This is a genomic window from Maribacter sp. Hel_I_7, assembly GCF_000688315.1.
Taxonomy (GTDB): Bacteria; Bacteroidota; Bacteroidia; order Flavobacteriales; family Flavobacteriaceae; genus Maribacter; species Maribacter stanieri.
Map to the genome: position 1 here is coordinate 732,237 of NZ_JHZW01000003.1, position 22,697 is coordinate 754,933.

Annotated in this window: 21 protein-coding genes; 6 read left to right on the forward strand and 15 right to left on the reverse strand. The window is 33.4% G+C overall.

Features of this window, described 5'->3' with window-relative positions; all coding sequences use genetic code 11:
- Positions 1–29 precede the first annotated feature (29 nt).
- The 3 genes from P178_RS0114765 to P178_RS0114775 all read right to left on the reverse strand — a co-directional run bounded on the left by P178_RS0114765 (position 30) and on the right by P178_RS0114775 (position 1,337).
- Entirely contained in the window at positions 30–221 is a 192-nt protein-coding gene (locus P178_RS0114765) for a hypothetical protein (RefSeq protein ID WP_027066934.1), read from the reverse strand.
- Positions 221–889: a hypothetical protein gene (locus P178_RS0114770; RefSeq protein ID WP_139251952.1), complete on the reverse strand. Its 669-nt coding sequence runs from the start codon at positions 887–889 to the stop codon at positions 221–223. The genes P178_RS0114765 and P178_RS0114770 overlap by 1 nt, the downstream gene beginning before the upstream one ends.
- A 133-nt stretch (positions 890–1,022) precedes the next feature.
- Positions 1,023–1,337 (reverse strand): winged helix-turn-helix transcriptional regulator, encoded by a 315-nt coding sequence (locus P178_RS0114775; protein WP_027066936.1) that lies wholly within the window; start codon positions 1,335–1,337, stop codon positions 1,023–1,025.
- A gap of 115 nt (positions 1,338–1,452) precedes the next feature.
- Between P178_RS0114775 and P178_RS0114780 the strand changes: the two genes are divergently transcribed.
- Entirely contained in the window at positions 1,453–1,965 is a 513-nt protein-coding gene (locus P178_RS0114780) for a VOC family protein (RefSeq protein WP_027066937.1), read from the forward strand.
- Positions 1,966–2,112: 147 nt separating this feature from the next.
- Complete coding sequence (locus P178_RS0114785) at positions 2,113–3,126, forward strand: hypothetical protein (RefSeq protein WP_027066938.1); 1,014 nt, start codon at positions 2,113–2,115, stop codon at positions 3,124–3,126.
- A 35-nt stretch (positions 3,127–3,161) separates the two neighbouring features.
- On the opposite strand, the gene P178_RS0114790 is transcribed toward P178_RS0114785, so the two are convergent.
- From P178_RS0114790 to P178_RS0114805, 4 genes are all read right to left on the reverse strand, one after another.
- Positions 3,162–4,970 carry a glycoside hydrolase family 2 protein gene (locus P178_RS0114790; protein WP_027066939.1) on the reverse strand — a complete coding sequence of 603 codons (1,809 nt, stop codon included), beginning with the start codon at positions 4,968–4,970 and terminating at the stop codon, positions 3,162–3,164.
- An 80-nt stretch (positions 4,971–5,050) separates the two neighbouring features.
- Positions 5,051–6,139, reverse strand: a complete 1,089-nt coding sequence (locus tag P178_RS0114795) for a DUF4097 family beta strand repeat protein (protein WP_155941652.1) — start codon at positions 6,137–6,139, stop codon at positions 5,051–5,053.
- Positions 6,123–6,662, reverse strand: a complete 540-nt coding sequence (locus P178_RS0114800; protein WP_027066941.1) for a hypothetical protein — start codon at positions 6,660–6,662, stop codon at positions 6,123–6,125. Before P178_RS0114800 ends, P178_RS0114795 begins: the two co-directional genes overlap by 17 nt.
- Positions 6,662–7,204, reverse strand: coding sequence for an RNA polymerase sigma factor (locus P178_RS0114805; protein ID WP_027066942.1), 543 nt, complete (start codon positions 7,202–7,204; stop codon positions 6,662–6,664). The genes P178_RS0114800 and P178_RS0114805 overlap by 1 nt, the downstream gene beginning before the upstream one ends.
- Positions 7,205–7,429: 225 nt before the next feature.
- Here P178_RS0114805 and P178_RS0114810 point away from each other — a divergent pair, with 225 nt between their 5' ends.
- Both P178_RS0114810 and P178_RS0114815 read left to right on the forward strand, forming a co-directional pair.
- Positions 7,430–9,838 (forward strand): TonB-dependent receptor, encoded by a 2,409-nt coding sequence (locus tag P178_RS0114810; RefSeq protein WP_051638324.1) that lies wholly within the window; start codon positions 7,430–7,432, stop codon positions 9,836–9,838.
- 3 nt (positions 9,839–9,841) lie between these two features.
- Positions 9,842–10,690: a DUF4249 family protein gene (locus tag P178_RS0114815; protein ID WP_027066944.1), complete on the forward strand. Its 849-nt coding sequence runs from the start codon at positions 9,842–9,844 to the stop codon at positions 10,688–10,690.
- A 418-nt stretch (positions 10,691–11,108) separates the two neighbouring features.
- On the opposite strand, the gene P178_RS0114820 is transcribed toward P178_RS0114815, so the two are convergent.
- The 6 genes from P178_RS0114820 to P178_RS0114845 all read right to left on the reverse strand — a co-directional run bounded on the left by P178_RS0114820 (position 11,109) and on the right by P178_RS0114845 (position 17,330).
- Entirely contained in the window at positions 11,109–12,041 is a 933-nt protein-coding gene (locus P178_RS0114820) for a hypothetical protein (protein ID WP_027066945.1), read from the reverse strand.
- A 192-nt stretch (positions 12,042–12,233) separates the two neighbouring features.
- Positions 12,234–13,289, reverse strand: coding sequence for a serine hydrolase domain-containing protein (locus P178_RS0114825; protein WP_036146935.1), 1,056 nt, complete (start codon positions 13,287–13,289; stop codon positions 12,234–12,236).
- 160 nt (positions 13,290–13,449) lie between these two features.
- Positions 13,450–13,923 carry a DUF1572 family protein gene (locus P178_RS0114830; RefSeq protein WP_027066947.1) on the reverse strand — a complete coding sequence of 158 codons (474 nt, stop codon included), beginning with the start codon at positions 13,921–13,923 and terminating at the stop codon, positions 13,450–13,452.
- Positions 13,924–14,176: 253 nt separating this feature from the next.
- Positions 14,177–15,457 (reverse strand): ectonucleotide pyrophosphatase/phosphodiesterase, encoded by a 1,281-nt coding sequence (locus P178_RS0114835; protein WP_231500553.1) that lies wholly within the window; start codon positions 15,455–15,457, stop codon positions 14,177–14,179.
- Positions 15,458–15,593: 136 nt separating this feature from the next.
- A complete protein-coding gene (locus P178_RS22715; RefSeq protein ID WP_027066949.1) occupies positions 15,594–16,376 on the reverse strand; it encodes a DUF6090 family protein in 783 nt (260 codons plus the stop codon).
- Between the two features lie 144 nt (positions 16,377–16,520).
- Positions 16,521–17,330 (reverse strand): DUF1853 family protein, encoded by an 810-nt coding sequence (locus tag P178_RS0114845; RefSeq protein WP_027066950.1) that lies wholly within the window; start codon positions 17,328–17,330, stop codon positions 16,521–16,523.
- Positions 17,331–17,752: 422 nt separating this feature from the next.
- On the opposite strand from P178_RS0114845, the gene P178_RS0114850 reads away from it, so the two are divergent.
- On the forward strand, positions 17,753–18,904 hold the full coding sequence (locus P178_RS0114850; protein WP_027066951.1) for a vWA domain-containing protein: 1,152 nt from the start codon (positions 17,753–17,755) through the stop codon (positions 18,902–18,904).
- Positions 18,905–18,923: 19 nt separating this feature from the next.
- Complete coding sequence (locus tag P178_RS0114855) at positions 18,924–20,393, forward strand: magnesium chelatase (protein WP_027066952.1); 1,470 nt, start codon at positions 18,924–18,926, stop codon at positions 20,391–20,393.
- A 63-nt stretch (positions 20,394–20,456) separates the two neighbouring features.
- On the opposite strand, the gene P178_RS0114860 is transcribed toward P178_RS0114855, so the two are convergent.
- Together P178_RS0114860 and P178_RS0114865 are read right to left on the reverse strand one after the other, a co-directional pair.
- Positions 20,457–21,950, reverse strand: a complete 1,494-nt coding sequence (locus tag P178_RS0114860) for a sensor histidine kinase (protein WP_027066953.1) — start codon at positions 21,948–21,950, stop codon at positions 20,457–20,459.
- Positions 21,950–22,648: a response regulator transcription factor gene (locus tag P178_RS0114865; RefSeq protein WP_027066954.1), complete on the reverse strand. Its 699-nt coding sequence runs from the start codon at positions 22,646–22,648 to the stop codon at positions 21,950–21,952. The genes P178_RS0114860 and P178_RS0114865 overlap by 1 nt, the downstream gene beginning before the upstream one ends.
- Positions 22,649–22,697: the final 49 nt, after the last annotated feature.

The following is a 22,697-nucleotide window of genomic DNA, read 5'->3' on the forward strand; positions in this document are numbered from 1 at the left end:
TGACCTCAAATGTAGGTAGCTTTTATAGTTTATTCAAGTACTAAAGAATCTTGAACGTTTGCAACAGATACCCATGTAAATTTTATAGGCGACCATTCTTCTTTTGGGTTGGACCTAATAGAAGTTTTCTTCTTTATAAAAACTTTATTATCCTCTGTAAAGACATGTTGCGTGTCTATAACTTCTTGAGAATAAACTTTATTGGATTTCTTTTTTCTCATTATTGTACGTTTTTCTTATAACGGTTTCTGCCCATATTAAATATGCCTACTTTAATTCCTATGCCAGCGGTAAAACCGTTAATACGTGTAATACGCGTAGGAGGTAGGTCTATTTTACTTGAGAAGCGATATTTTACACCAGCTTCTATTTGTAGATATCTTGATATGTTAAATAGTGCGTTAACGCCAGGTTCTGCAACGAATACGGCATCAAAATCATCTTCAGTAAGCTCTTCTTCAAAGTCATCATCATGCCTAAACTTATTGTCTACATAACCTACGGCTCCAGCACCTAATAAAAGAGGGAAACTTAAATTGACCCGATTTTTACTAAATAAAATAGGCTCTAAATGCAAGCCACCATAAACGGCAATTAAATCTTCATACCTAGATAAGCTATTGTTGTATATATCTTGTTCGGAGTAAAGAAAATTACTTGCAAATCCGACTTCAAATTGCTGATTGGCTACGTATGCTATTTTTAGTCCGCCCATATATGCGTTTTCGCCATCTATTTCTCCCACACCCATGTTTATACCTACGTAAACACCATGTACAACATTATTACGGTCGTTAAATTCTAGGTATTCATTAGTTTCTTCTTGTCCGAAGCTATCCAAACAAGATACAAGTGATAATAGGAGAAGAGTTAATTTTAGTGGTTTCATTACTGTTCGATTTTTGATTGATTACTTAATAGACAACCTAACTAACAAATAGTTGCACCAAAAACCCATATTTTTTAAATAAAACCCAAAATTTCGTTATTTGTTGTGTTGGACTACGCTAATAACTTATGAATTAGCAATTTGACGCATCATTTGCACCCCAAGAATCTAAACTTAGAAGAATGCTTTTAAGAGATTTTCCACGTTCGCTTAAAGCATATTCTACCTTTGGTGGTACAACGGGAAACACTTCTCTAATCACCAATCCGTCTTTTTCTAATTCTCTTACGGTTTGGGTGAACATTTTATTTGAAATACCTGGCACTTTCTTTTGAAGAATTCCTGAGCGTAGTGGTCCTTCTAGAAGGTGAAAGAGAACTATTGGTTTCCATTTGGTGCCAATTAAATTCATTGTATAATCTAAAGGGCAATATATTTTTAAACTCATATAGAATTAAATAACTGATAATCAGCAATTAACTCTATTTGGTAACTATAATACTTTTAGGTAAGTTATTGCTAAAAAGGCAAATATATGTTTATTTTACATTAAAATTAGAACTATGAACAAGAATAAAGAATATCCAAAATCATTTTCACATATAGGTATTACAGTTCCTAATCTAGAGAAAGCAGTAGAATTCTACGCTGAAGTAATGGGATGGTATGTGATAATGAAACCATCAAAAATTAAGAAGGAAAAAGAAACTGCTATAGGGCAAATGTGTGTCGATGTTTTTGGTGATGACTGGGAAGAATTTGAAATTGCCCACATGTCTACTTCCGATGGTATTGGTGTAGAGTTGTTCTGTTTTCCACATGGTGTAAAAGAGGCTCCAGAATTTAATCCATTCAACACAGGGTTATTTCACTTTTGTATCCAGGACCCGAATATTGAAGAATTGGTTGCTAAAATTGTATCACATGGTGGAAAGCAACGTATGCCAATTCGTTCTTACTATCCGAACGAGAAACCATATAAAATGTGTTATGTAGAAGATCCCTTCGGAATCGTTTTTGAAGTCTATACCCACAGTTATGAATTAACGTATTCATCTGGTGCTTATACTGGATAATTTTAAAATACAAAGCTAAAAAAGCGATTAATGTTTAATTAAACATTAATCGCTTTTTTATTTCAATGACTTCATTATTAAGTGTATATAATTTTTATATCTTTAACTTTCCCTCAGAATGTTTCATTTTAAAACCACCACCAAACTATGAAATCATCTGTTATTTTTCTTAGAGTATTTCTACTAAGTTTCATATGGCTACTTTTCACTTCATTTTTTAAATCACATCATTTTAAACCAATATCTGTAGAAGATAATTCAGAAGTTTTAGAGCTGAATACAGACGGACTCTATTACGCTGAATTTTACGATTATATTTTCCGTGGTCATTTTGAAGAACTTGACGTTAGCAGAGATGATATGCAATTTTTACTAATTTTTGGGCAATACTTAAGGGCTTACGGTGGGCAATGTGCTAATTCGTTACCAGCAAATAAAGTAGAAATTATGAATCAAACCTGTGCAACAGAAGAGGTGACTACCGATGGCTACGGAATAGAGGTGAGTAGAATATGTGTTGAATACGTTTGGGTAGGTAGTGGATTGTATGCAAAGCCAGATTTATATGATGCTAAAATGGAAATTGAAGGTAAACAAAGAGCGAATGGGCTAGGTACGATGATGAAGATGATTACCGACCCTAATAGCATGGGTAATTCTGTAGATATGGCTCATAAGGCAACGGGACTTAAAAATGACATGGCCAAAATTTTTAAACTTAACGAATGTGATAGTCCCGGTTTAAAACGCTTTGAAGAAAACTTAAAACTATTTGCGCTGAACGAACCTGGTATACGAATGAATGAAGACAGTAAATATACTACGATGAAAAAGTCTGGCGGGCCAACAGGCAGTCAAAACTTCGGTAAATTGATTGATGATTTGGTTTATGATCAATCTAAAACATGGTCTTTTAACAGATATACTAAGGGAAGTATTTCTGGAGTAACAACATCATCTCGTGACACCGAAGGCAGACCAATGGTGTTAAGTGCCAATTATAACTTTTCCGGGTTTAGTGGCAATAGTAAAGGATCTGTGCGTATTACTTTTAAAAACGGATTGCCTAAGTGTATCTATTTCTATGATTTTCCACAAAATTGTAAAACACCGAATAGCAGTATTCTATCTTCTTATGTAGAAGGAAAATATGCTAACTAAAAATTTTGAATTCTCAATTAGCATATCTAATAGTATTATTTCTTATCCATATCAAGGTAAAATTCCTGTAAAGTATAAAAAGCTTTCTTTTTCATCCCTTGTTCAGAAATAAGTCCTTTTCTGTTGAAATCATCTTGAATTCTACGTAATGGACGTCTAGATGAACGAAAGTCCATCAAAATCCAAGGAGAAAGGCCTGCCATAAATTCTATATTTTCCATCATTTCAATGTTAGATTTAAAAAGAGCGTCTTGGTATTCTTCTGTCCATCTTTCATTTTTATCGCCATGTTTACCATATAAAGCTCCGCCACCGATTTCACTCATAATCATTGGTTTATTATATGCGCTTGCCCATTTTATACTGCTGCATGAATCTACATTGCCATAATACCATCCACAATAATTATTAATACCAATAACATCAACAACTTTACCTAATGGATCTTCTATTAAATTACCATCATCTCCTTTACCTTGGGTGTCCAAAGCTGCAGTTATTAATCTAGAATTATCTAAGCTACGTGCCTTTTCTGCCAAATTACTTATGAAAGACAAACGTGGTTCGCTCTCTGGTGTTTCATTCGCCATTGACCATAACACTACAGATGCTCTATTTTTATCGCGAGAAATCATTTCGGTTAATTGATTTTCCGCATTTGCATATGTGTCTTCATTTTCGAATTGAATAGTCCAATATACCGGTATTTCAGACCAGATTAAAAAGCCCATCTTTTCAGCTTCTTTCACCATAGCTTCGCTATGTGGGTAGTGCGCTAACCTCAAGAAATTACAGCCTAGTTCTTTTGCCCAATTTAAAAGTACTTTACACTCTTCAACAGAAATTACACGACCTGTCTTAAATGCTGCTTCTTCATGTATACTAATACCTTTTAGGAAAGTTTCTTTTCCATTAACAAGTATTTTAGAGCCATCTGTTGTTACCGTTCTAAAGCCAATATGATCTATAATTTTATCTGTACTTGTTTCTAAAACAACCTCATATAACTTAGGAGAATCTGGCGACCATAAACTTGGTTTAGCATTGATTAGAAAAGATGCTTTCCCATCATTTAATTTTGCTTTTACCGTTTTCTTAAGCTCAGGAATCTTAATGCTTACTTCGTCTCCGTCAGTTGCATTTTCTATAGCTACCCACCCTTTAATTTTACCGGTTTCTCCTTTTTCTAATTGAACATAATAATCAGATATATGAGTTTTAGGTACGCTTATTAAGTGGACAGATCTAGTGATGCCACCATAGTTCCACCAATCTTGGTTTACTGTAGGTACATTTTCTTTTTTACGTTTATTATCAACTTTTACAACAACAAAGTTATTTCCGTCAACAAGTTTATCCGTAACATCGAACTGAAAAGGAGTATAGCCACCAACATGTTTGCCAATTTTTTCTCCATTCAAATAAACAATAGCCTCGTAATTTACCGCTTCAAAATATAGATAAGTTAATTCGTTGGAAGTAGGCGTATAGTCAAAGTCCTTTTTATACCAAACTGTGCCTTCATAATAATATAGCTTGTCCATTTGTGTATTCCAATCACCTGGTACATCTAACTGTAAACTGGTATCAAAATCATACTCAATAAGGTCAGAAGGAGATTGCATTTTTGCATTCCTAAAATATCCTTTATTGTATTCCTGTAGCCTATGGTTGTAAAACCCATTTTCAAGGGGATCTACGATCATATCCCATTTTCCATTTAATGAAGTCTTTTCTCTGGAATCTATATTCTGAAGAAGATTTGCATAATTAGCATCTTGTGCTGTGCTTATTATGCTTAAAAAAATAAAGAGAATGAACGTTAAATTATTTATTCCTTTCATGTGGTAAACCTAGTTTTAATTTAAGCTTTCAATTTACCGTTTTATTTAAAAAAGGGTGCAATTATAAGTCAATCTTATTTTTAAATTTCTTTCAATAGAACTACTCCCTTTTTACCTGAAATGATAATATGCCCTTTTCCGCCTTTACCATAGGTAGCTTTTATTTCTCGTAGCTTCTTACCTTTATCTTGTAATTTTGAATCTACATTCTGAAATGATTTTGGCAAACGAACCAAACCTTCTTCTAATATAGCAGAGAAACTATGTGGAAAGTTTAAAATATTTATACTCACTTCAGAAGATTCCTGTTCAATGGTAATTTTTGAATTTTGAGAAACAACATGGTCTATCCAAAAATCTGAAATCTTCAAATTTAAATCAATGTCTTTATTTAAGTGTCGTATACGTAATTGACTAAATTTAAGATTACCATATAGTGTACTTATATCTTTAATATCCGCTTCATCTTTATTAGCGTAATATTCTAAAGATTCAACTTGTTGTATATCTATTGTACTACCACTACTATTTAACCTCATAGTATTAGCATGGTCTATATCTAAGCCACCATTATTTAAGTCTACGTTGGCATAGTTGATGTTCTTAGCTTTTAACTTGCCATATTTCATGCTAATATCTGCTTTGTTCAAATTATCATTTATCCACATATCGCCATGTTGTACATCTGCTTTTAATATTCCTACCCAATCTTCTATAAATACGTCACCAAATTTATTGACGATTTCCAACTCTACCTTTTTAGGGATATAGATTTTGTAATCTATTTGAACATTACTACGATCAAAATCAAACGGATTGGCTTTTTCAAATAAGTTAGAAAAGAATCCGGTACTCTTTTCACCAATTTCATAATTCACAGAAATGAATTTTTCACTTTGTCTTATTATTGGTTTTATACGCCCCAATAAGTCTTTAGCATTTTCTTTTTTCTTGTCGGTAACAGTAATACTAACCGTTATGGAAACCTCTTCTTTTGCCCATCCATAAACATTAATATTACCATATTTATTTTCTAAATATAATTCCCCTGTATTATCGAAATGGTAGGTTTTAGTGGTCTCTTTAGACACCTTTTCTTGCGCCAAAACGGTAAAGCCGACAAACATCGCAAAGGCGAAAAGGAACAGTTTTTTACAAAGTATATCCATAATCTTCGTCTTTAATTTTAGATTCATTAAGCTGTTGTAATAGGTTTTCTATAAGTTCTATTCGTTTTTTATAATTGCCTATTATCGCTTCAAGTACGAGCTCATTATCTAAGTTGTTCTGCATTTCAATTTTCAACTGTTGGTATTCTTTATCTAGTTCTACCATAAAGGATAGAAATTCTTCTTTATCAGATTCTGACAATTGCTGGTTGCTTTTTACCAATTGAACTTGATATGACACCAAACCTTGGTAATGCATATCTATATCCTGCAATTCTTGGGAAACATAATTTGTTTCTGCAGTAACGCCACTATACGCAGAAACACCAATAAGACCTAAAATACCAATTACTAAAACTATGCTAGCAGCAATACGAAGCATAGGAGATTTCCAAAGCGGAATAACTTTTGGTTGGTTACTATTTAATTCCGCTTCTATATGTGCCCACATTTTGGCACGGTCTGCCTTTTGGTCATTAAAGACCGATTTATTTTCTCTTATATTTTTTTCAAATTGATCCATTATAATGTGTTTATAATTTCTACTAATTTCTTTTTTGCTCTGTGGTATTGAGATTTTGAAGTTGATGTTGTTATGCCCAATACTTCGCTTATTTCGTTATGGTCAAACCCTTCAAGTAGGTATAAGTTGATAATTTGTCTGTAACCTTGGGGAAGTTTTTCTATTCCTGTTTTTACCTTTAAAATATCTACCGCAGCAACCCTTTCATATGCTACCTCTTCGGTTAAGTGAAACTCATGATCATTTATGGTACTTAGCGGTAACCGTTTAACTTTTAAGTGATTGATGCTTTTATTAATTACAATTCGCTTTAACCATGCCCCAAATGTGCTTTCATATTTAAATTTATGAAGGTTTTTAAAAGCATCAATGAAACTATCTTGTACAACATCTTCTGCATCTTCCTTACATCCTAAAAACCGCATACCAATATTGTACATAGCATCAACATAAAGCTCGTACAGTTGGTACTGCGAGTTTCTGTCGCCAGACTTGCTGTTTTCAATAAGAGACTTATGCGTAAAACGTATTTCGGTTTCCAATTAATTAAAGAGGTTGATTGTACTCTAAATTAGGTTTCTATATAAAGACAGTTGAAAATGTTGATGGTTGCATATCACCAACAATTTTTAGAAAAATTAGTGTTATGAAGGTACAGTGATTAATGAATATCAATGTTACTTTTTTGCTAAATATTTAGATACATGCAACCTTTTAAAAATTAAGTTGTCAATTAGTGGCATTCATCAATCATTCAAATAAATAATATGACAAGAAGAAGAAAAGAGAAAGTACGATTAAGGTGGTTAAACTTAATTACCACTCTAACTTTATTTCTAAGTACTACTTTCTTAATTGCCCAAGAAAGTTATACCATTAGCGGTAAAATTACAGATATAGATAATGGAGAAACGCTTTTTGGGGCATCTGTATTTTTAGAAGGAACATCTATAGGTGTCGTTACCAATGAATATGGTTTTTATTCCATTAGTGCACCTAAAGGAGAATATCGTTTGCTAATTACCTATATGGGGTATTCTGATATTAAGCAGGAGGTGAACCTTAACAAAAACCAACAATTCAATTTCGAAATTTCTGAGGTGTCTACCAAATTAGATGAAGTTGAAGTGGTTGCAGAAGAGTCTGAAATTGCGGTGTTAAGAAAACCAGAAATGAGTGTTCTTAAAATGAATATTGAAACCGTAAAACAGATGCCTGTTGTACTTGGCGAAGTAGATATTTTAAAGTCGTTACAGATGTTGCCAGGTGTCACCAATAACGGAGAAGGCACCGGCGGATTTCATGTACGTGGGGGAGCGGGCGATCAAAATCTGGTTTTGTTAGATGAGGCTATTATTTATAATACATCGCACATGTTCGGGTTTTTCTCTGTATTTAATGCTGATGCTATCAAAGATGTGAAATTATATAAAGGCGGAATTCCTGCGCGTTATGGGGGTCGTGTTTCATCTGTTTTAGATGTGCGTCAGAAAGACGGTAATAGTAAACGGTTTGCTGCTACTGGTGGTATAGGTATAATTTCTAGTCGTTTAGCTCTTGAAGGTCCGTTATTTAAGGAAAAAGGATCCTTTTTAATTGCTGGTAGAAGCTCATATGCCAATCTATTATTAAAAGCGGCTGGGGAAGATAATAGTGTTGGTTTTTACGACTTAAACCTAAAGACCAATTATAAGATCAATTCGAATAACAGACTTTTTCTATCTGGTTATTTTGGAAGAGATTCTTTTGAACTAGGGGATACTTTCAGTAATTCTTACGGTAACTCTACCGGAAATCTTCGTTGGAATCATATTTTTAACGACAAGCTCTTTTCAAACCTTTCTGTTATCTATAGTAAGTACGATTATAAGTTAGGTCTTACTTTTGCTGAGTTCGACTGGGAATCGTCTATTATCAATTACAACCTTAAATATGATCTAAAATACTATTTCAGCGATAAATTTAAATTAGATTTTGGCGCAAGCGGAATATATTATGAGTTTGATCCAGGTGAGATAAAACCAACTTCTGAAACCTCGGCAGTTAATCCGTTACTGCTAGATCAAAAAAAGGCTATCGAAAGCGGAGTTTATGTAAATGCTGAACATAAATTGACAGATAAATTTACGGCTCAATACGGGTTGCGTTATAGTGCGTTTACTAGAATGGGTGGTCAACCAATGACAGAATATGAAAATAACCAACCAGTAGTCTATAATTCAGACTTAGGCATTTATGAGCGTGGAATGGCAGTAGGGGAGACTGTTTACGAAAATGGTGATGCCATTAAATCTTTCGGAAATATAGAACCTAGAGCTTCTTTAGCCTATACGATTGATGATAACTCTTCTTTAAAAGCCGGTTTCTCTAGAGTGGCGCAGTACATTCATTTATTATCGAATACTTCTTCTGCAACACCTTTAGATGTATGGGCACCAAGCGGACAGTATATAGACCCGCAATTATCTAATCAATATGCACTTGGGTATTTTCGAAACTTTAAAAACAAGGCGTATTCTATGGAAGCTGAAGTGTATTATAAGAATACCGATAATAGAATTGATTATATAGATGGTTCAGACCTTATTGGACAAAATACAATTGAAACCGAAATTTTAACTGGGGAATCTAGAGCATACGGATTAGAGCTATTATTCCGTAAAAATGAAGGGAAATTTACAGGATGGATTGCTTACACTCTTTCCAAATCTGAACAAAGAACTCCTGGTGGTACTGCTGGCGGACTAGGTATTAACGATGGTAATTGGTATAATACTCCGTATGATAGAACTCATGATATTTCTATCTCTGGATCTTATCAATTAAATGACAAATGGAGTTTTGGAACCAACCTTGTTTTTCAAACAGGTAGACCGGTTACATACCCTAATGGGCAATATGAGTATGAAGGTATTTCAGTGGCAAGCTATGCCAATAGAAACTCTGATCGTTTACCTGCTTATCATCGTTTAGATCTATCAGTCAATTATAAACCGAATAAAAAACCAAATGCGAAACTAAAAGGAGAATGGGTATTAGGGCTGTATAATGCGTACAACCGTAAAAATGCAGCTTCCATTTCATTTGGTCAGAATATAGAAACAGGGGCTAATGAAGCTACTAGAACTGCAATTTTCGGTATTGTGCCTTCATTAACCTATAACTTCAAATTTTAAGACATGCAAAATCCAATAAAATTTATAGCACTTTTGTTTTTATGTACTCTAGTTTCATGTACAGATGTGATTGATGTTGATGTACAGACAGATACTATACGTTTGGTGGTAGAAGCTTCTCTAGATTGGGAAAAAGGTACTACCGGTAATGAGCAAACCATTACGTTACGTACTTCTACACCGTTTTTTGATACCCAAAGTACAGATGTAGTTGGAGCACAGGTTTCTGTAACCAATGATGTCAATGGAGAAGTTTATCTCTTTACAGACCAAGCTGATGGTACTTATACTACTGATACATTTAATCCGCAATTGGACGCTAGTTATACCTTAGAAATTATTTATGACGGACAATCATATACTGCAAATGACACTATGAATCCGGTGGCAGATATTATAGATGTATTTCAAGATACGGAAGATGGATTTGATGATGAAACCATTGAATTACATATTGTTTTTAATGATTTTGAAGCGGAAGGGGATAATTACTTTTTTAAGTATGAAAGACCGCAAGATCTTTTACCAATACTAGAATCAGGTGATGATGAATTTATAAACGGTAACGAGGTAGATTGGTGGTTCGAAATAAATGAAGATGATGATGATGAAGAGGGAGAAATAAAACCATTAGCCCCAGGTGATGTGGTAACTATTAGTATGCACAGTATTTCTAGACCCTATTACAATTATATTGATATTGTAATCGATCAACTTGGTGGTGTCGGTCTTTTTGAATCTACGCCTGTAGCAATAAAGGGTAATTGTATTAACACAACTAACCCAGATAATTACGCACATGGCTATTTTAGGGTTACTCAGAAGAATACGATAATCTATACGGTAGAGTAGCATATTTTAAATGAATTTTATGAATACTAAAGTCCCAAGAAATTGGGGCTTTAATTATTTATATACAAACCATAATACAATCGAAAAAGAAATAGCTAGTACTATTTCAACACTATTTAATATTCTTCTTTTCTTTATATACTTAGTTAGTATAAAGACAACTAACAAGCCAGTTAATCCAAGTAACATAAGGGCTGATAAAGAAATAACCTCCCACCCTTTATAGAATGGTGTAGTATTCCAGTTCACTAATTCATTCCAAAAAAAGTTCCAATTTATTATCTTATAAATTAAGCAAGAAACTAAATACAAGATGAAATATACTTTTAAAATAGGTCATTTTTTCATTTAGGAACTACTAATTATTGCTGTATAACAAAACACATTTAGGGAGATTATTTGATTTCGTTTTTTAGAATTAAGTGTCTTGTATAATAAGTCCAACGACTTTGCTAATTGGCTCCATAAAAACATACAAAGATCCGCTACCCCAAAATCTTAAACTTTTATTGTATTGCGTAAAATAATCTTCCTTAGATTTTAGATTTGATTGGCTAACCTTAACTAATTCTGAAGTGTTCAACTGACAAACAAAGCGCATTAAATTACCTGTTTTTGGACATTTAGGTATATCTGGGTGTTGAATCCAAAAAGGGATTCCTGATATTCCCGCGTACCAATATTCAAAATCCAAATCCTCATCTTCATTAAGATCTTTAATGGATTTGATAGATAAATTGGTTCGTTTGAATTTATGTATTCCCGCTGTGTCCATTTTTCCAAATGGATAGTCAATGTTTTTGTAATTTCCAATTAACTCGGGAGATAACGGTTCACTATAATCTAAAAAAATGAATTCACTTGTGCCTGAAAATATGGGATATGTAATGTATAATTCTTCAAATGGAAGCCAAGAAAATGGTTTATCTTTTCTCGATATTTTTGCAATAATTTGAAATGGAACTTCAATTAAATTTGATTTTGGAGTTGTAAATTTTGCTGTACCATCTTCACCAATGAAACTATTTGATTCTTTCTCTGTCGGTATTAAAAAGTTGATTCGATTTCTTTTATTTTTAAAATAGCGAAAACTTTTAGCTGAATTAATAAGTACAATATCGATATTGTTTAGTTGATTTACATATCTAATTTGAGTTAGGTAATCATTGTCATATTTCAATTGTAAACTTGGGCTTTGAGTTTTTATTTTTTCTAAAAATTCATCTTCAAATATTCCCTGCGTATTTATCAAATCGCGAAATTCATCTTCCGAATCAAGGTTAATCGATCTTTCTGAGATATATTGATAATTAGAATTCATTATTAAAATTACTGGTAACCCATGAGCCATACATAGCAGGTAAGAAAAGAAACGTTTCGTGTTCGTATACCCACGAAGCTAAAGTTTATTGCCTTCCAATACCTAAAAGATATATTCGAATGGGCTTATTTTTATTTTTTGTCCAAATCCAATTCCATAAGGTTTGTTGATATTATAAATATACAGAGACCTTTCGATTTTGCTCTAAACCCTGCATCTCATTTACATTTTGTTATGAGCTTTTTTACTTCTTACTATTTTTACTATCCGGTTATATACGATTTCCGATAAATTCCAAGTGTATCCACCACCAGTATTTACAAACTGAATAACAACGGTATCAATATCTTTGTGATACCTGGCAATGCTTGAGTATCCCGGCAATAATCCTGTATGTTCATATACATAAATGGATGAATATATTTCCTGTTCACCTTCATTAAATAGTGAACCGTCATTTAATGCTCGCAAGAATATTCCCGTATCTTCTGCTGTAGCCACCATTGAGCCGGCAGGGTTTATAAAATCATTATATTTTATATCAGCATCATAACCTTTGTAATATCCACTCATTACATCGTCTAAATCTACTTCACTTAGCAAACTATAAGTATTGTTAAGTTTAAGCGGAATCAAAATTTCACTCTTAATGTATTGGTGATGGCTATATCCCAATGTTTTATCAAGTATTTCACCTATCAATAAATAATTCGTATTTGAATAACTATATTTTTTATTTGGTTCAAAGTCAGCTGGCTTATCCAGTACCAAATCTAGTGTTTCCCTATTGCCTCTCGATATGTCTTCCCAATAGCCAGGGGTATCGGTAAAATTGGGAATTCCACTTCGGTGTTGCACCATTAATCTTAAAGTAATCTTATTTGCATTAGCAATCCTTCCTTTCAATTCCGGTAAGTAATCAGCGAGCGTTTTATCCAATGACAAACGTTTGTCTTTAACTAATTTGGCAGTTGCAACAGCTATATATAATTTGCTGATACTCGCAATTTTGAATAAGGCTTTCGGGTCGGCAGGTATTTTATTTTCTCGATTGTGCCAACCTGCTGCGTATAATTCTGGTTGCTTACCAGATTGGTCCACGTAGACAATCATTCCATCAAATCCATGACCGATTGCTTCATTTACTTGTTCTTTAATAGTATCAGGTAGTGGTAGAATCCAAGCTTTTACTAAAACCCATGGGACAAACATTAAAGACATTACACCTGCAATAATAAATACTATTCTAAGTATGCGTTTTCTTTGTTTTTTTGTCATTACTATTTCAGGTCGGTGAATTTATTAATCGCTCTTATCGGTTTAACTAAACGTAGTGCAGAAGTAATGAAACTTTTCGTTTTCTTCTGGTCAACGAGCCAGAGCTTTTAAATATAGTACTTTATACTCTACTTGCTATCGCCATTGTTGTATGTAGTATTTATTGCCTCGCAAATATTATTTTCTTTATCAATACAATTTGTCCAAGATGATAGTAACTGTGTTCAATCAATCCATCAATATTTCTCTTGTAGGTTCCGTATTTAACATCCACAAATCCCTGATTTAATTTTTCATCAGGTAATTGCTCTATACATTTTGCCAGGTTTTCTGCATCTTCCCAAAATTTGGTCAAGAAGGATTTCCATTCACTTTTTGATTTTATTTCAGGAAAATCAAAACTGTATTTGTCTCTTATTTCAAGATTACCGCCATCAAAGACATTTTTGATTCCATTAACAAAGTAATGAACGTGTTGAGCTATTATTGCAATAGTATTTAAGGAATCAATTTTTGATACCGCAATTTTCCAATCTAAATTTTCCAATTGGTCCTTGTAATTGGTATTCGCTATCCAAGTCCCATTTATGATAATTTCTCTAAATCTATTAGCTAATTCTATTGTTTTTTTCATTCATTAAGATAATTTAATCATATTGCATACAACAATTTAGACATGAATAGTATGGTAGAAAACTAGCGTTTGCTTTCCGCCACGTGCATGGCGAAATCATTTGGTTTTGTTTTTTTTCCCATTCAGTGCAAAATCCCAAAAATTTTTCGGACTTCATAAAAATACTCGATCCCTGCAATTAAGCCCAAAGTCCGTATTGTTTATACGGTTTGTTGTCTGCTGGCTTTATGTTATAATTATTGTTTGTTCTTTACTATTTCAAAACGCTTTCGATTTGATTTATATCTCCATCAATTAATTTTGGAATTTCTAAGCCTAATATCTTACACATTAATGGATAAAGATGAATGTTTTTTATCGAAGGTATTTCATAGCCATTTTTAAAGGCAGGACCATTCGCATAAAATATCCCATGCATTTCTTTGTATTTGCTATCATAACCATGCACTCCAAAGGTTGTAACACCCGCTTCGACAAGAGCGTCTTTGCGTCTTTGATTCCAAAAATGATAACCGTAGTCTGGTATTAATTGTATTGCACCCCAGTTTTTATTTTTTGGGATGTACTCAAAACCTGGTGTATTCTCAGTTTTATAAGCTTTGAAATTACTTTCCTTATGTCTTAAATACTGAAGTACAGAATCTATTTCACCATCTTTTTTAGGATGAATGTTTACTATTGTACCATTTTCAATCGTCATGAACAAGTTATCGTTTTCGATGGAATCTATGGGGATAATTTTGTTAGTAGACTGATTTCCCATGCCATGATCAGAAACTATTATAATATTCATAGGAAGTCCAGTTTCTGATACTCCTTTAAACAAATCGCCTAAATTTCTATCCAAATCAAATAACGCCTTTTTTAATTCCTCGTCATTAATACCATAATCGTGTCCAACTTTATCCATATCACCAAAATATAAAGTGATTAAATGCGGTCTGTTTTGCTCATTCAAGTTCAACCAATGAATTGTTTGATTAACTTTTTCATCATTTTTAACGCTATTATCAAATGTATAATAATACGTTGGTCTTATACCTTGAATATCTGCTTCTGTACCTACAAAGAAATAACTGGCAGTTACAATATTTGCCTTATTTGCCTCTACCCAAATCGGTGAGCCTCCATAAAAGCTTCCATCTTCTGCCATCCCTGGGCTTCTTTTATTAAAGAGCGTGTCCTTCTTATAATCGTAAAAAATATTCCCTATTATTCCATGTTTTTCAGGATAAAGCCCAGTAGCAATGGTATAATGATTTGGAAAAGTCTTGGTAGGGAATGAGGGTATTAATGATTCTGCCTTAACACCTTTTTTAATGAATGCACTCAAATTTGGCGGCTGATATTTTTCTACATAATCCCATCTAAAACCATCAAGTGAAATTAAGATTAAATAAGGCTTTTCTTGAGTAGTTTTTGAATCTGTATTCGCATTGGAATTAGCCGGACTCACTATTTTTTTATTACAAGAATTCAATAAAATCATTCCAATAATAAAAACTGATGTAAGTAATACTTTTCGTTTTATCAATTCGGTTGACTTTTAGAGGTTGCAGGTAACTTGATTGTGTATGATTAGTTGACTGGTTTAGCAAATAAAAACCTAATAAAAATATGCAAGTATTTTTGTAAGTAGTCGAAAACCAAGCAATTAATTAAACATATTGTTATGCTTTAGTTATTTTTTCTTTCAATTCAGATTCAACCAAATTCAATATCTCATTTGAGTAATCTAACATTTTAGCATACAATTTTAATCTATTAGTTTCAACACCTGTTTTCATAAAGAGTGGGTGTAAAATATTTGAATTTTGATATAAATTTGAAATTATTATATTCTGTTGTTCTCTATCTTCTTTAACCTTGCTTAAACCAATAGATTGTCTAAGTTTATTGTCTAAAAATAAGGTTTCAATTGATTTGAATTCATTATGTAGTGTATTTAGTAAATTTATAGATAGTGATTCATCTTCAAATCCTTGATTTATTTCTGCAGAAAATAAAGCTAATTTTGATTTAAGAGTTTCGCTTTTCAATATTTTTAAATCTCCACTTCCAACCATAGCTTGATAACCTCCCAAAATAGGTTCGGCTCTATAATAATTAAAAGCCCCATAGTAGATAAATCTACCAATAGAATCTCTCTTATATTGTACATTTTTTCTTTCAAAACATTCAATTAGTGATTTACAATTACCAATAACAAAGGTCTGTTTATCGACTATGTCTGAAAATATTTTTTTGTTCTCGATAAAGTCTTTTTGTAGCGTTTTAAGTATTAATAGTTCACTCTTTTCTTCTTTTTGTTTTTCATTCCAATTATTAATGCTCAATGCAATTAAAATTCCAATTACAACAAGGAAAATCTCACCTATAGCATATTTAAAATACTTTCTGGTTTTACCTTCTGAAAGTAAATTTTGTCTGATTTTTCTAAAGAATTTTATCATTGGTTAGCGGTTTGTCATAATGAAGCACAACATGCTGATATATGAACGATTACACATATCCCTATTTTAAAAGTACTATAATTAGCAGGTAATTTAAAACCTACTTTTCAACATTTATAAACAACTAATTTTAAAATGCAATTGTTACCACCAAACCACAAAAAACTTCTCAAATTGCATATTGTTTTTCTTCATCCATACTAATGGCGATTTTTGTTTAGCTAGTTGTAATTCAATAGCTAATAGTGCATCGGTATATGAAATCCATTCTACGTTTACATTTGGGTTTAAAGTCCATTCCTTTTTGTTTGGAATATAGAATCGGCAGGTGATAAAATCATCAGTAGTAAATTCTTTTAGCCGTAACCAATAGCCAACAATACAATTCTTGTTTATTGGACTTAGATGTAAAGCTTCTAAGTTGTAAGGTTTAAAGAGTTGCGCCTTAAAACATGTTTGATGTTTCAGGTTAGAAGCTTCAATATTTAAACTGGATAATGCAGCTGTACCAGCTTCTGAATCTAATAATGCAAATTGCTTGTTCTTTATTTTTTCCATTTTCATAAAGAATGCATCACTTTTATTGGGTCCTATTAATTGGTGTATAGGTTCTGTTATATCTGGGTTTATGATATAGAATTTATAGGTCAATTCTACATGTATAACCTGTTTGGTAGTAGCATCTTTAAGTATAAAATCAATTTCACCAAGGGTTTGTTTTCCTTCTCGTATAGGTAAATTATACACCAGTACATTAAACTGAGAAGAATGCGCTAACAACTGTTTACAGACAGATTCCATCTGATGCCCTAATCTTAAATTATCGGGTATTGGTGTAGGAGAGAAGTTTTCCAAATTTACCGCTGGAAAATTAAACTGTTCTATTCCAAACTGTTTATTAATCCATATTGGTGGAGTATTTAAAAAACTTTGAAACTGCTTAATTAATGTCAATTTTTCGTTGATAGTTTTGCTTTTGCTCGAAGTTACTTTAATTTAATGTCATTGCGAGCACAGCGAAGCAATCTGTACATTTGAAACACGAAACAAACAGATTGCTTCGTCGTTAAAAAGCTCCTCGCAATGACGAACTCAATAACGTCTCTCGTAATGCGATGAACGCTTTGCGCCACGCGCATATCGCATTTATGCATTGCAATATGAATCTTAAGTACACGAAACAAACAGATTGCTTCGTCGCTAAAATGCTCCTCGCAATGACGAACTTGAGAACGCGATGCTCCATTCGCTAAACGCATAGGAAATAGAGAATTGTGTCATGCGCTTAGCGTCTAGCGAAAAGCGAATATTAAACAACAACGTTAACATTTCTTAAATAGCAGGGGCATCCAGCCTAAAAGCGTTAATTTTATACTATGGCTATGAATGAAAGAAAAGGATTCCGCTTTGAAACTTACGAAGCTCCCGAACAATCGATTTTTGACAAGCTATTTGATATTTTTCAAGAGCTTATTACACATACATCTGGGGATTTTGACGAGGCTATAGATTGGTTACGCGAATTGGATAAGGAATATGAACTTACCACAGAAGACTATACCATAGAGGATTTTATTGAAGATTTAAAGGCTAAAGGGTATATACGAGAGGAGTTTAAAGATGGTGGAGGAGACGGACAAGATGGTGAAGAGGGTTCTGGCGGTGGAGATATTTCCATAACCGCAAAAATGGAACGTATTATTCGCCAGCGTGCGCTAGATCAAATATTCGGGAAGTTAAAACGTAGTGGTGCCGGTAATCATAAAACTGGTAAATCTGGACAGGGTGATGAACATACTGGAGATTTGAGAGAGTACAGATATGGTGATGGTCTAGAAAACATATCTATGACCGAGAGTCTGAAAAATGCCCAAATTAATCATGGTGTGGGTAGTTTTCAATTAAGCGAAGATGATCTTGTTGTAGAGGATACACAACATAAAGCTCAAATGAGTACTATACTAATGATAGACATTAGCCATAGTATGATTTTGTATGGCGAAGATCGTATTACACCAGCAAAAAAAGTGGCAATGGCACTTGCAGAATTAATTACGACCAGATACCCAAAGGATACTTTAGATATTTTGGTTTTTGGTAATGATGCCTGGCCAATACCTATTAAAGACCTTCCGTATTTAAAAGTAGGTCCCTACCATACCAATACTGTGGCTGGTTTACAATTGGCAATGGATATGTTGCGTAGAAAGCGAAATACCAATAAGCAGATTTTTATGATTACCGATGGCAAGCCAAGTTGCTTGCGCATGCCAGATGGTACGTATTATAAGAACAGTGTTGGTTTAGATGATTTTATTGTGGAGAAATGCTACAATATGGCACGGCAGGCACGTAAATTACATATACCAATTACTACCTTCATGATTGCCCAAGACCCGTATTTAATGCAGTTTATTCGCCATTTTACCGAAGCTAATAAAGGCAAGGCATTTTTTACCGGATTAAAAGGGTTGGGTGAAATGATATTTGAAGATTATGAAGCGAACAGAAAAAAAAGATTGAAATAAGACTAAGAGAATATATTTTATGAAATTAGATTATAAAAACATACATACACTAGGGGAGTTAAAAGCTGCCGGTTACCAAACAAAAAGCGTTAAGGATGAGTTGCGAGATAACCTTATTGTAAAGATCAAAAAAGGAGAAGATGCGTTTCCAGGTGTTTGGGGGTATGAAGATTCTGTTATTCCAGAATTGGAACGTGCCATTCTTTCTCGTCATAATATAAATTTATTGGGACTTCGTGGTCAGGCAAAGACACGTTTGGCGCATTTAATGGTGAATCTATTAGATGAGTACATTCCGGTAGTAGAAGGTTCAGAAATTAATGATGACCCTATGAAACCGATGTCTAGATATGCCATGGAGCTTATTAAAGAAAAAGGTGACGATACGGCTATAACTTGGATGCATAAAGACGAGCGTTTTGCTGAGAAATTGGCTACTCCCGATGTTACGGTAGCAGATTTAATCGGAGATGTAGATCCTATAAAAGCAGCTAACTTAAAGTTATCTTACGCAGATGATAGAGTAATTCACTTCGGAATGATACCACGTGCTAACCGTTGTATTTTTGTTATCAACGAATTGCCAGATTTACAGGCACGCATTCAGGTTTCATTATTCAATATTTTGGAAGAAGGTGATATTCAAATTCGTGGTTTTAAATTACGATTGCCTTTAGATATTCAGTTTGTATTTACGGCAAACCCAGAAGATTATACCAATAGAGGTAGTATTGTTACGCCGCTAAAAGATAGAATTGGGTCTCAGATATTAACACATTATCCTGATGATGTTGAAACTGCAAGAAAAATTACCGAGCAAGAAGCAAAATTAGATTCTAGACAAACCGATGCTGTTTATGTACCAGACTTGGCTAAAGATTTACTGGAGCAGATTATTTTTGAAGCTAGAGAAAGTGAATATGTAGATGCAAAAAGTGGTGTAAGTGCACGTACAAGTATTACAGCTTTTGAAAACTTATTAAGTACAGCAGAGCGTAGGTCATTGTTAAATGGCGGTAATCACACCATGGTACGATTAAGTGATTTCCTTGGGATTATTCCTTCTATTACTGGTAAAATAGAGTTGGTTTATGAAGGAGAGCAGGAGGGGGCAGACGGAGTAGCGGCAATTTTAATAGATGACGCTGTTAAAACATTATTCCCAACATATTTCCCGAAAATCAATAAGCTGGAACGTAAAGATGAAGAAACGGTTTATGATGAATTGTTACATTGGTTTTTTCAAGGTGAAGGTTTTGAATTGATGGACGATTTTACTGACGAAGAGTACAAACGTGCTTTAGATAGTATACCTGCATTGAATCAATTATTGAAAGAGCATCAACCAGATTATGATGCAAAAGATACTTACTTCTTAAAAGAGCTTCTTTTGTGGGGATTGGTCTCTTACAAGAAATTGAATAAACAACGATTTACCGATGGATTTGAATTTAAAGACCTCTATAGTAGTTTCTTAAAAGACATCTAAATTTTAAAAAAAAGCCCTATCCAACAGAGATAGGGCTTTTTCTTCTTCATAGCAAAATTGTTATTACTGTAATTGGTGAGCTGGCAGTTTAAAAATGAAAGAACTTCCTTCATAAGGTTTACTCAAAACTATAATTGTAGTGTCGTGTAAATCCATAATCTTCTTAACAATAGCCAAACCAAGTCCCAATCCTTGTTTTTCGGTAGTGTTGTCGACTTGCTTATATCTATCAAAAATAAATGGTTGATCACTTACAGGAATACCATTACCGGTGTCTGTAATATTTATTTCTATCTGTTTGCCCATTTTTATAAGGCTCAACGTTACCTTTCCTTTAGGTTCGGTATATTTTATAGCATTTTCAATTAGGTTCTGTAATGCCCTTTCAACTAAACCTATATCGGCATAAACCATATAGTTCTCCTCTGGATTATCTAATTGTAGCTGTACTTGCTTTTGCTCTGCCAAGATTTTGAATTTGGCAATAAGATCATGAGAAAGCTCTGTAATTGAAAAAGGTTCCTTTATGGGCGTTACCTGCTCTGCTTCTAATTTAGAATACTCGAACAACTGATTAATCAGACTAGATAACTTATCAATGTTGTCATGGGTAATCTGTAAATATTCTTCTTTTTGAAGCTCTGTTAGCGTGTCTTTCTTTATTTGAAGGGTCTCTATATAGCCCTTTAAAACTGCTAATGGTGTTCTTAGATCGTGAGAAACATTAGCAATTAATTCTCTACGTAGATTATCTACAGATTTCATCTTATCCATATTCTCTACAATTGTATCTGCCATCTTATTAAAAGACAACGCCACAACTTCTATATCAGATTCTTCTGGATTCGCTATTCTTATATCAAGATCGCCTTCTTGAAATTTACGTACGGTATGTGTAATCAATCTAAGATTCTTGGTCAAGAACCAAATACTTAATATGCCAATTAGTGCCGCAAAGAGCATAGTTAAGACCATTGCACCAATACTTAATTTGGTAAAGTAAGTACCAAATAGGCTATCACTAATAAGCTCTAACTGTTTTCCGGCAACAATAATATAGATATACCCCTCATGACCATCTATGGAAAAAGGAGCTGCCGAGAATATGTTCTGCTTTTCAGGATTCAATGGATCGTCACCTAAAACAAATTCTTCCCCTTCAGTATTAATGAATTTTTCTATTGGCGCTAAAGTCACAGATTTCATAGGTTCGTTTTCGTTATGTTTTAAAACGACCGAGTAAAGGATGTCTCCGGACTTATTTAATAAATAAACTTCTATGCCACGGTTAACGGCCATCATATCGTGCATTAAGTCTCCAAAAAGTTCTTTGTTGACAGTACCATCTTCTAAAAATGGAGCCGCATTTTCAAATTTTTCTTGAATTACATGATTGGCAACATCAGCATTCATACGCTGTGTTATTGCTTCGTTGTAGTTTAAGGTAAGGTATCCCGTTATAAATATATATGATGCACCCATTAAAATTATTAGCAAGGCAAATGCGAGCCACAATTTTTTAATAAGTTTTGGTGTTAGCGTTTTTTCCTTATTCATTATGCTATTATCTCTTCATTAAACTTATAACCAACACCCCAAGTTGTTAATATATAATTAGGATTGGCCATGTCTGATTCAATTTTGGCACGTAATCTATTGATGTGAGAGTTTACCGTATGTTCGTACCCTTCAAAATTATAACCCCAAATAATGTTAAGCAGTTCTGTTCTAGTATAGTTTCTACCTGGGTTAGAAGCCATTAATACCAGTAGTTCAAATTCTTTAGGGGACAGCTCTATCTTATAATCATCAAGTACTACTTTTCTCTTATCTATATCAATTGATAGTCCTTCAGCAAAAATGATTGAAGTATCTTCTTGCTTTTTGCTAGGTTCATTTGTGCGTCTAAGTACGGCTTTTATCCTAGCCAAAAGTTCTCTTATACTAAAAGGTTTGGTCATGTAATCATCAGCACCAATCTCAAGTCCTAAAACCCTATCTATCTCTTCAGATTTTGCGGTTAACATAATTACAGGAGTGTTTTTGGTAGCTCGTAATTTTCTACAAATTTCTACTCCATCTAAACCTGGTAATGTTAGGTCTAATAATATGAGATCATAATCATTTTCAAGGGCTAATTTTAACCCTTCAATACCATCCATTGCCATGGTGGTTTCATAACTAACATCAGATAGATGCAGTTCTAAAAGTTTAATGATTTCAGAATCATCTTCAATAATAAGTATACGTTTCATAATCAAGTACGAATAAAGAAAAAAAGTATCACAGAAAAATCACATCTAA

Excerpts from the sequence above, each read along its gene's own strand:
- P178_RS0114765 (WP_027066934.1), bottom strand. The coding sequence starts at position 221 with ATGAGAAAAAAGAAATCCAATAAAGTTTATTCTCAAGAAGTTATAGAC.
- P178_RS0114770 (WP_139251952.1), bottom strand. The coding sequence starts at position 889 with ATGAAACCACTAAAATTAACTCTTCTCCTATTATCACTTGTATCTTGT.
- P178_RS0114775 (WP_027066936.1), bottom strand. The coding sequence starts at position 1,337 with ATGAGTTTAAAAATATATTGCCCTTTAGATTATACAATGAATTTAATT.
- P178_RS0114780 (WP_027066937.1), top strand. The coding sequence starts at position 1,453 with ATGAACAAGAATAAAGAATATCCAAAATCATTTTCACATATAGGTATT.
- P178_RS0114785 (WP_027066938.1), top strand. The coding sequence starts at position 2,113 with ATGAAATCATCTGTTATTTTTCTTAGAGTATTTCTACTAAGTTTCATA.
- P178_RS0114790 (WP_027066939.1), bottom strand. The coding sequence starts at position 4,970 with ATGAAAGGAATAAATAATTTAACGTTCATTCTCTTTATTTTTTTAAGC.
- P178_RS0114795 (WP_155941652.1), bottom strand. The coding sequence starts at position 6,139 with ATGGATATACTTTGTAAAAAACTGTTCCTTTTCGCCTTTGCGATGTTT.
- P178_RS0114800 (WP_027066941.1), bottom strand. The coding sequence starts at position 6,662 with ATGGATCAATTTGAAAAAAATATAAGAGAAAATAAATCGGTCTTTAAT.
- P178_RS0114810 (WP_051638324.1), top strand. The coding sequence starts at position 7,430 with ATGACAAGAAGAAGAAAAGAGAAAGTACGATTAAGGTGGTTAAACTTA.
- P178_RS0114815 (WP_027066944.1), top strand. The coding sequence starts at position 9,842 with ATGCAAAATCCAATAAAATTTATAGCACTTTTGTTTTTATGTACTCTA.
- P178_RS0114820 (WP_027066945.1), bottom strand. The coding sequence starts at position 12,041 with ATGGCTCATGGGTTACCAGTAATTTTAATAATGAATTCTAATTATCAA.
- P178_RS0114825 (WP_036146935.1), bottom strand. The coding sequence starts at position 13,289 with ATGACAAAAAAACAAAGAAAACGCATACTTAGAATAGTATTTATTATT.
- P178_RS0114830 (WP_027066947.1), bottom strand. The coding sequence starts at position 13,923 with ATGAAAAAAACAATAGAATTAGCTAATAGATTTAGAGAAATTATCATA.
- P178_RS22715 (WP_027066949.1), bottom strand. The coding sequence starts at position 16,376 with ATGATAAAATTCTTTAGAAAAATCAGACAAAATTTACTTTCAGAAGGT.
- P178_RS0114850 (WP_027066951.1), top strand. The coding sequence starts at position 17,753 with ATGGCTATGAATGAAAGAAAAGGATTCCGCTTTGAAACTTACGAAGCT.
- P178_RS0114855 (WP_027066952.1), top strand. The coding sequence starts at position 18,924 with ATGAAATTAGATTATAAAAACATACATACACTAGGGGAGTTAAAAGCT.
- P178_RS0114860 (WP_027066953.1), bottom strand. The coding sequence starts at position 21,950 with ATGAATAAGGAAAAAACGCTAACACCAAAACTTATTAAAAAATTGTGG.
- P178_RS0114865 (WP_027066954.1), bottom strand. The coding sequence starts at position 22,648 with ATGAAACGTATACTTATTATTGAAGATGATTCTGAAATCATTAAACTT.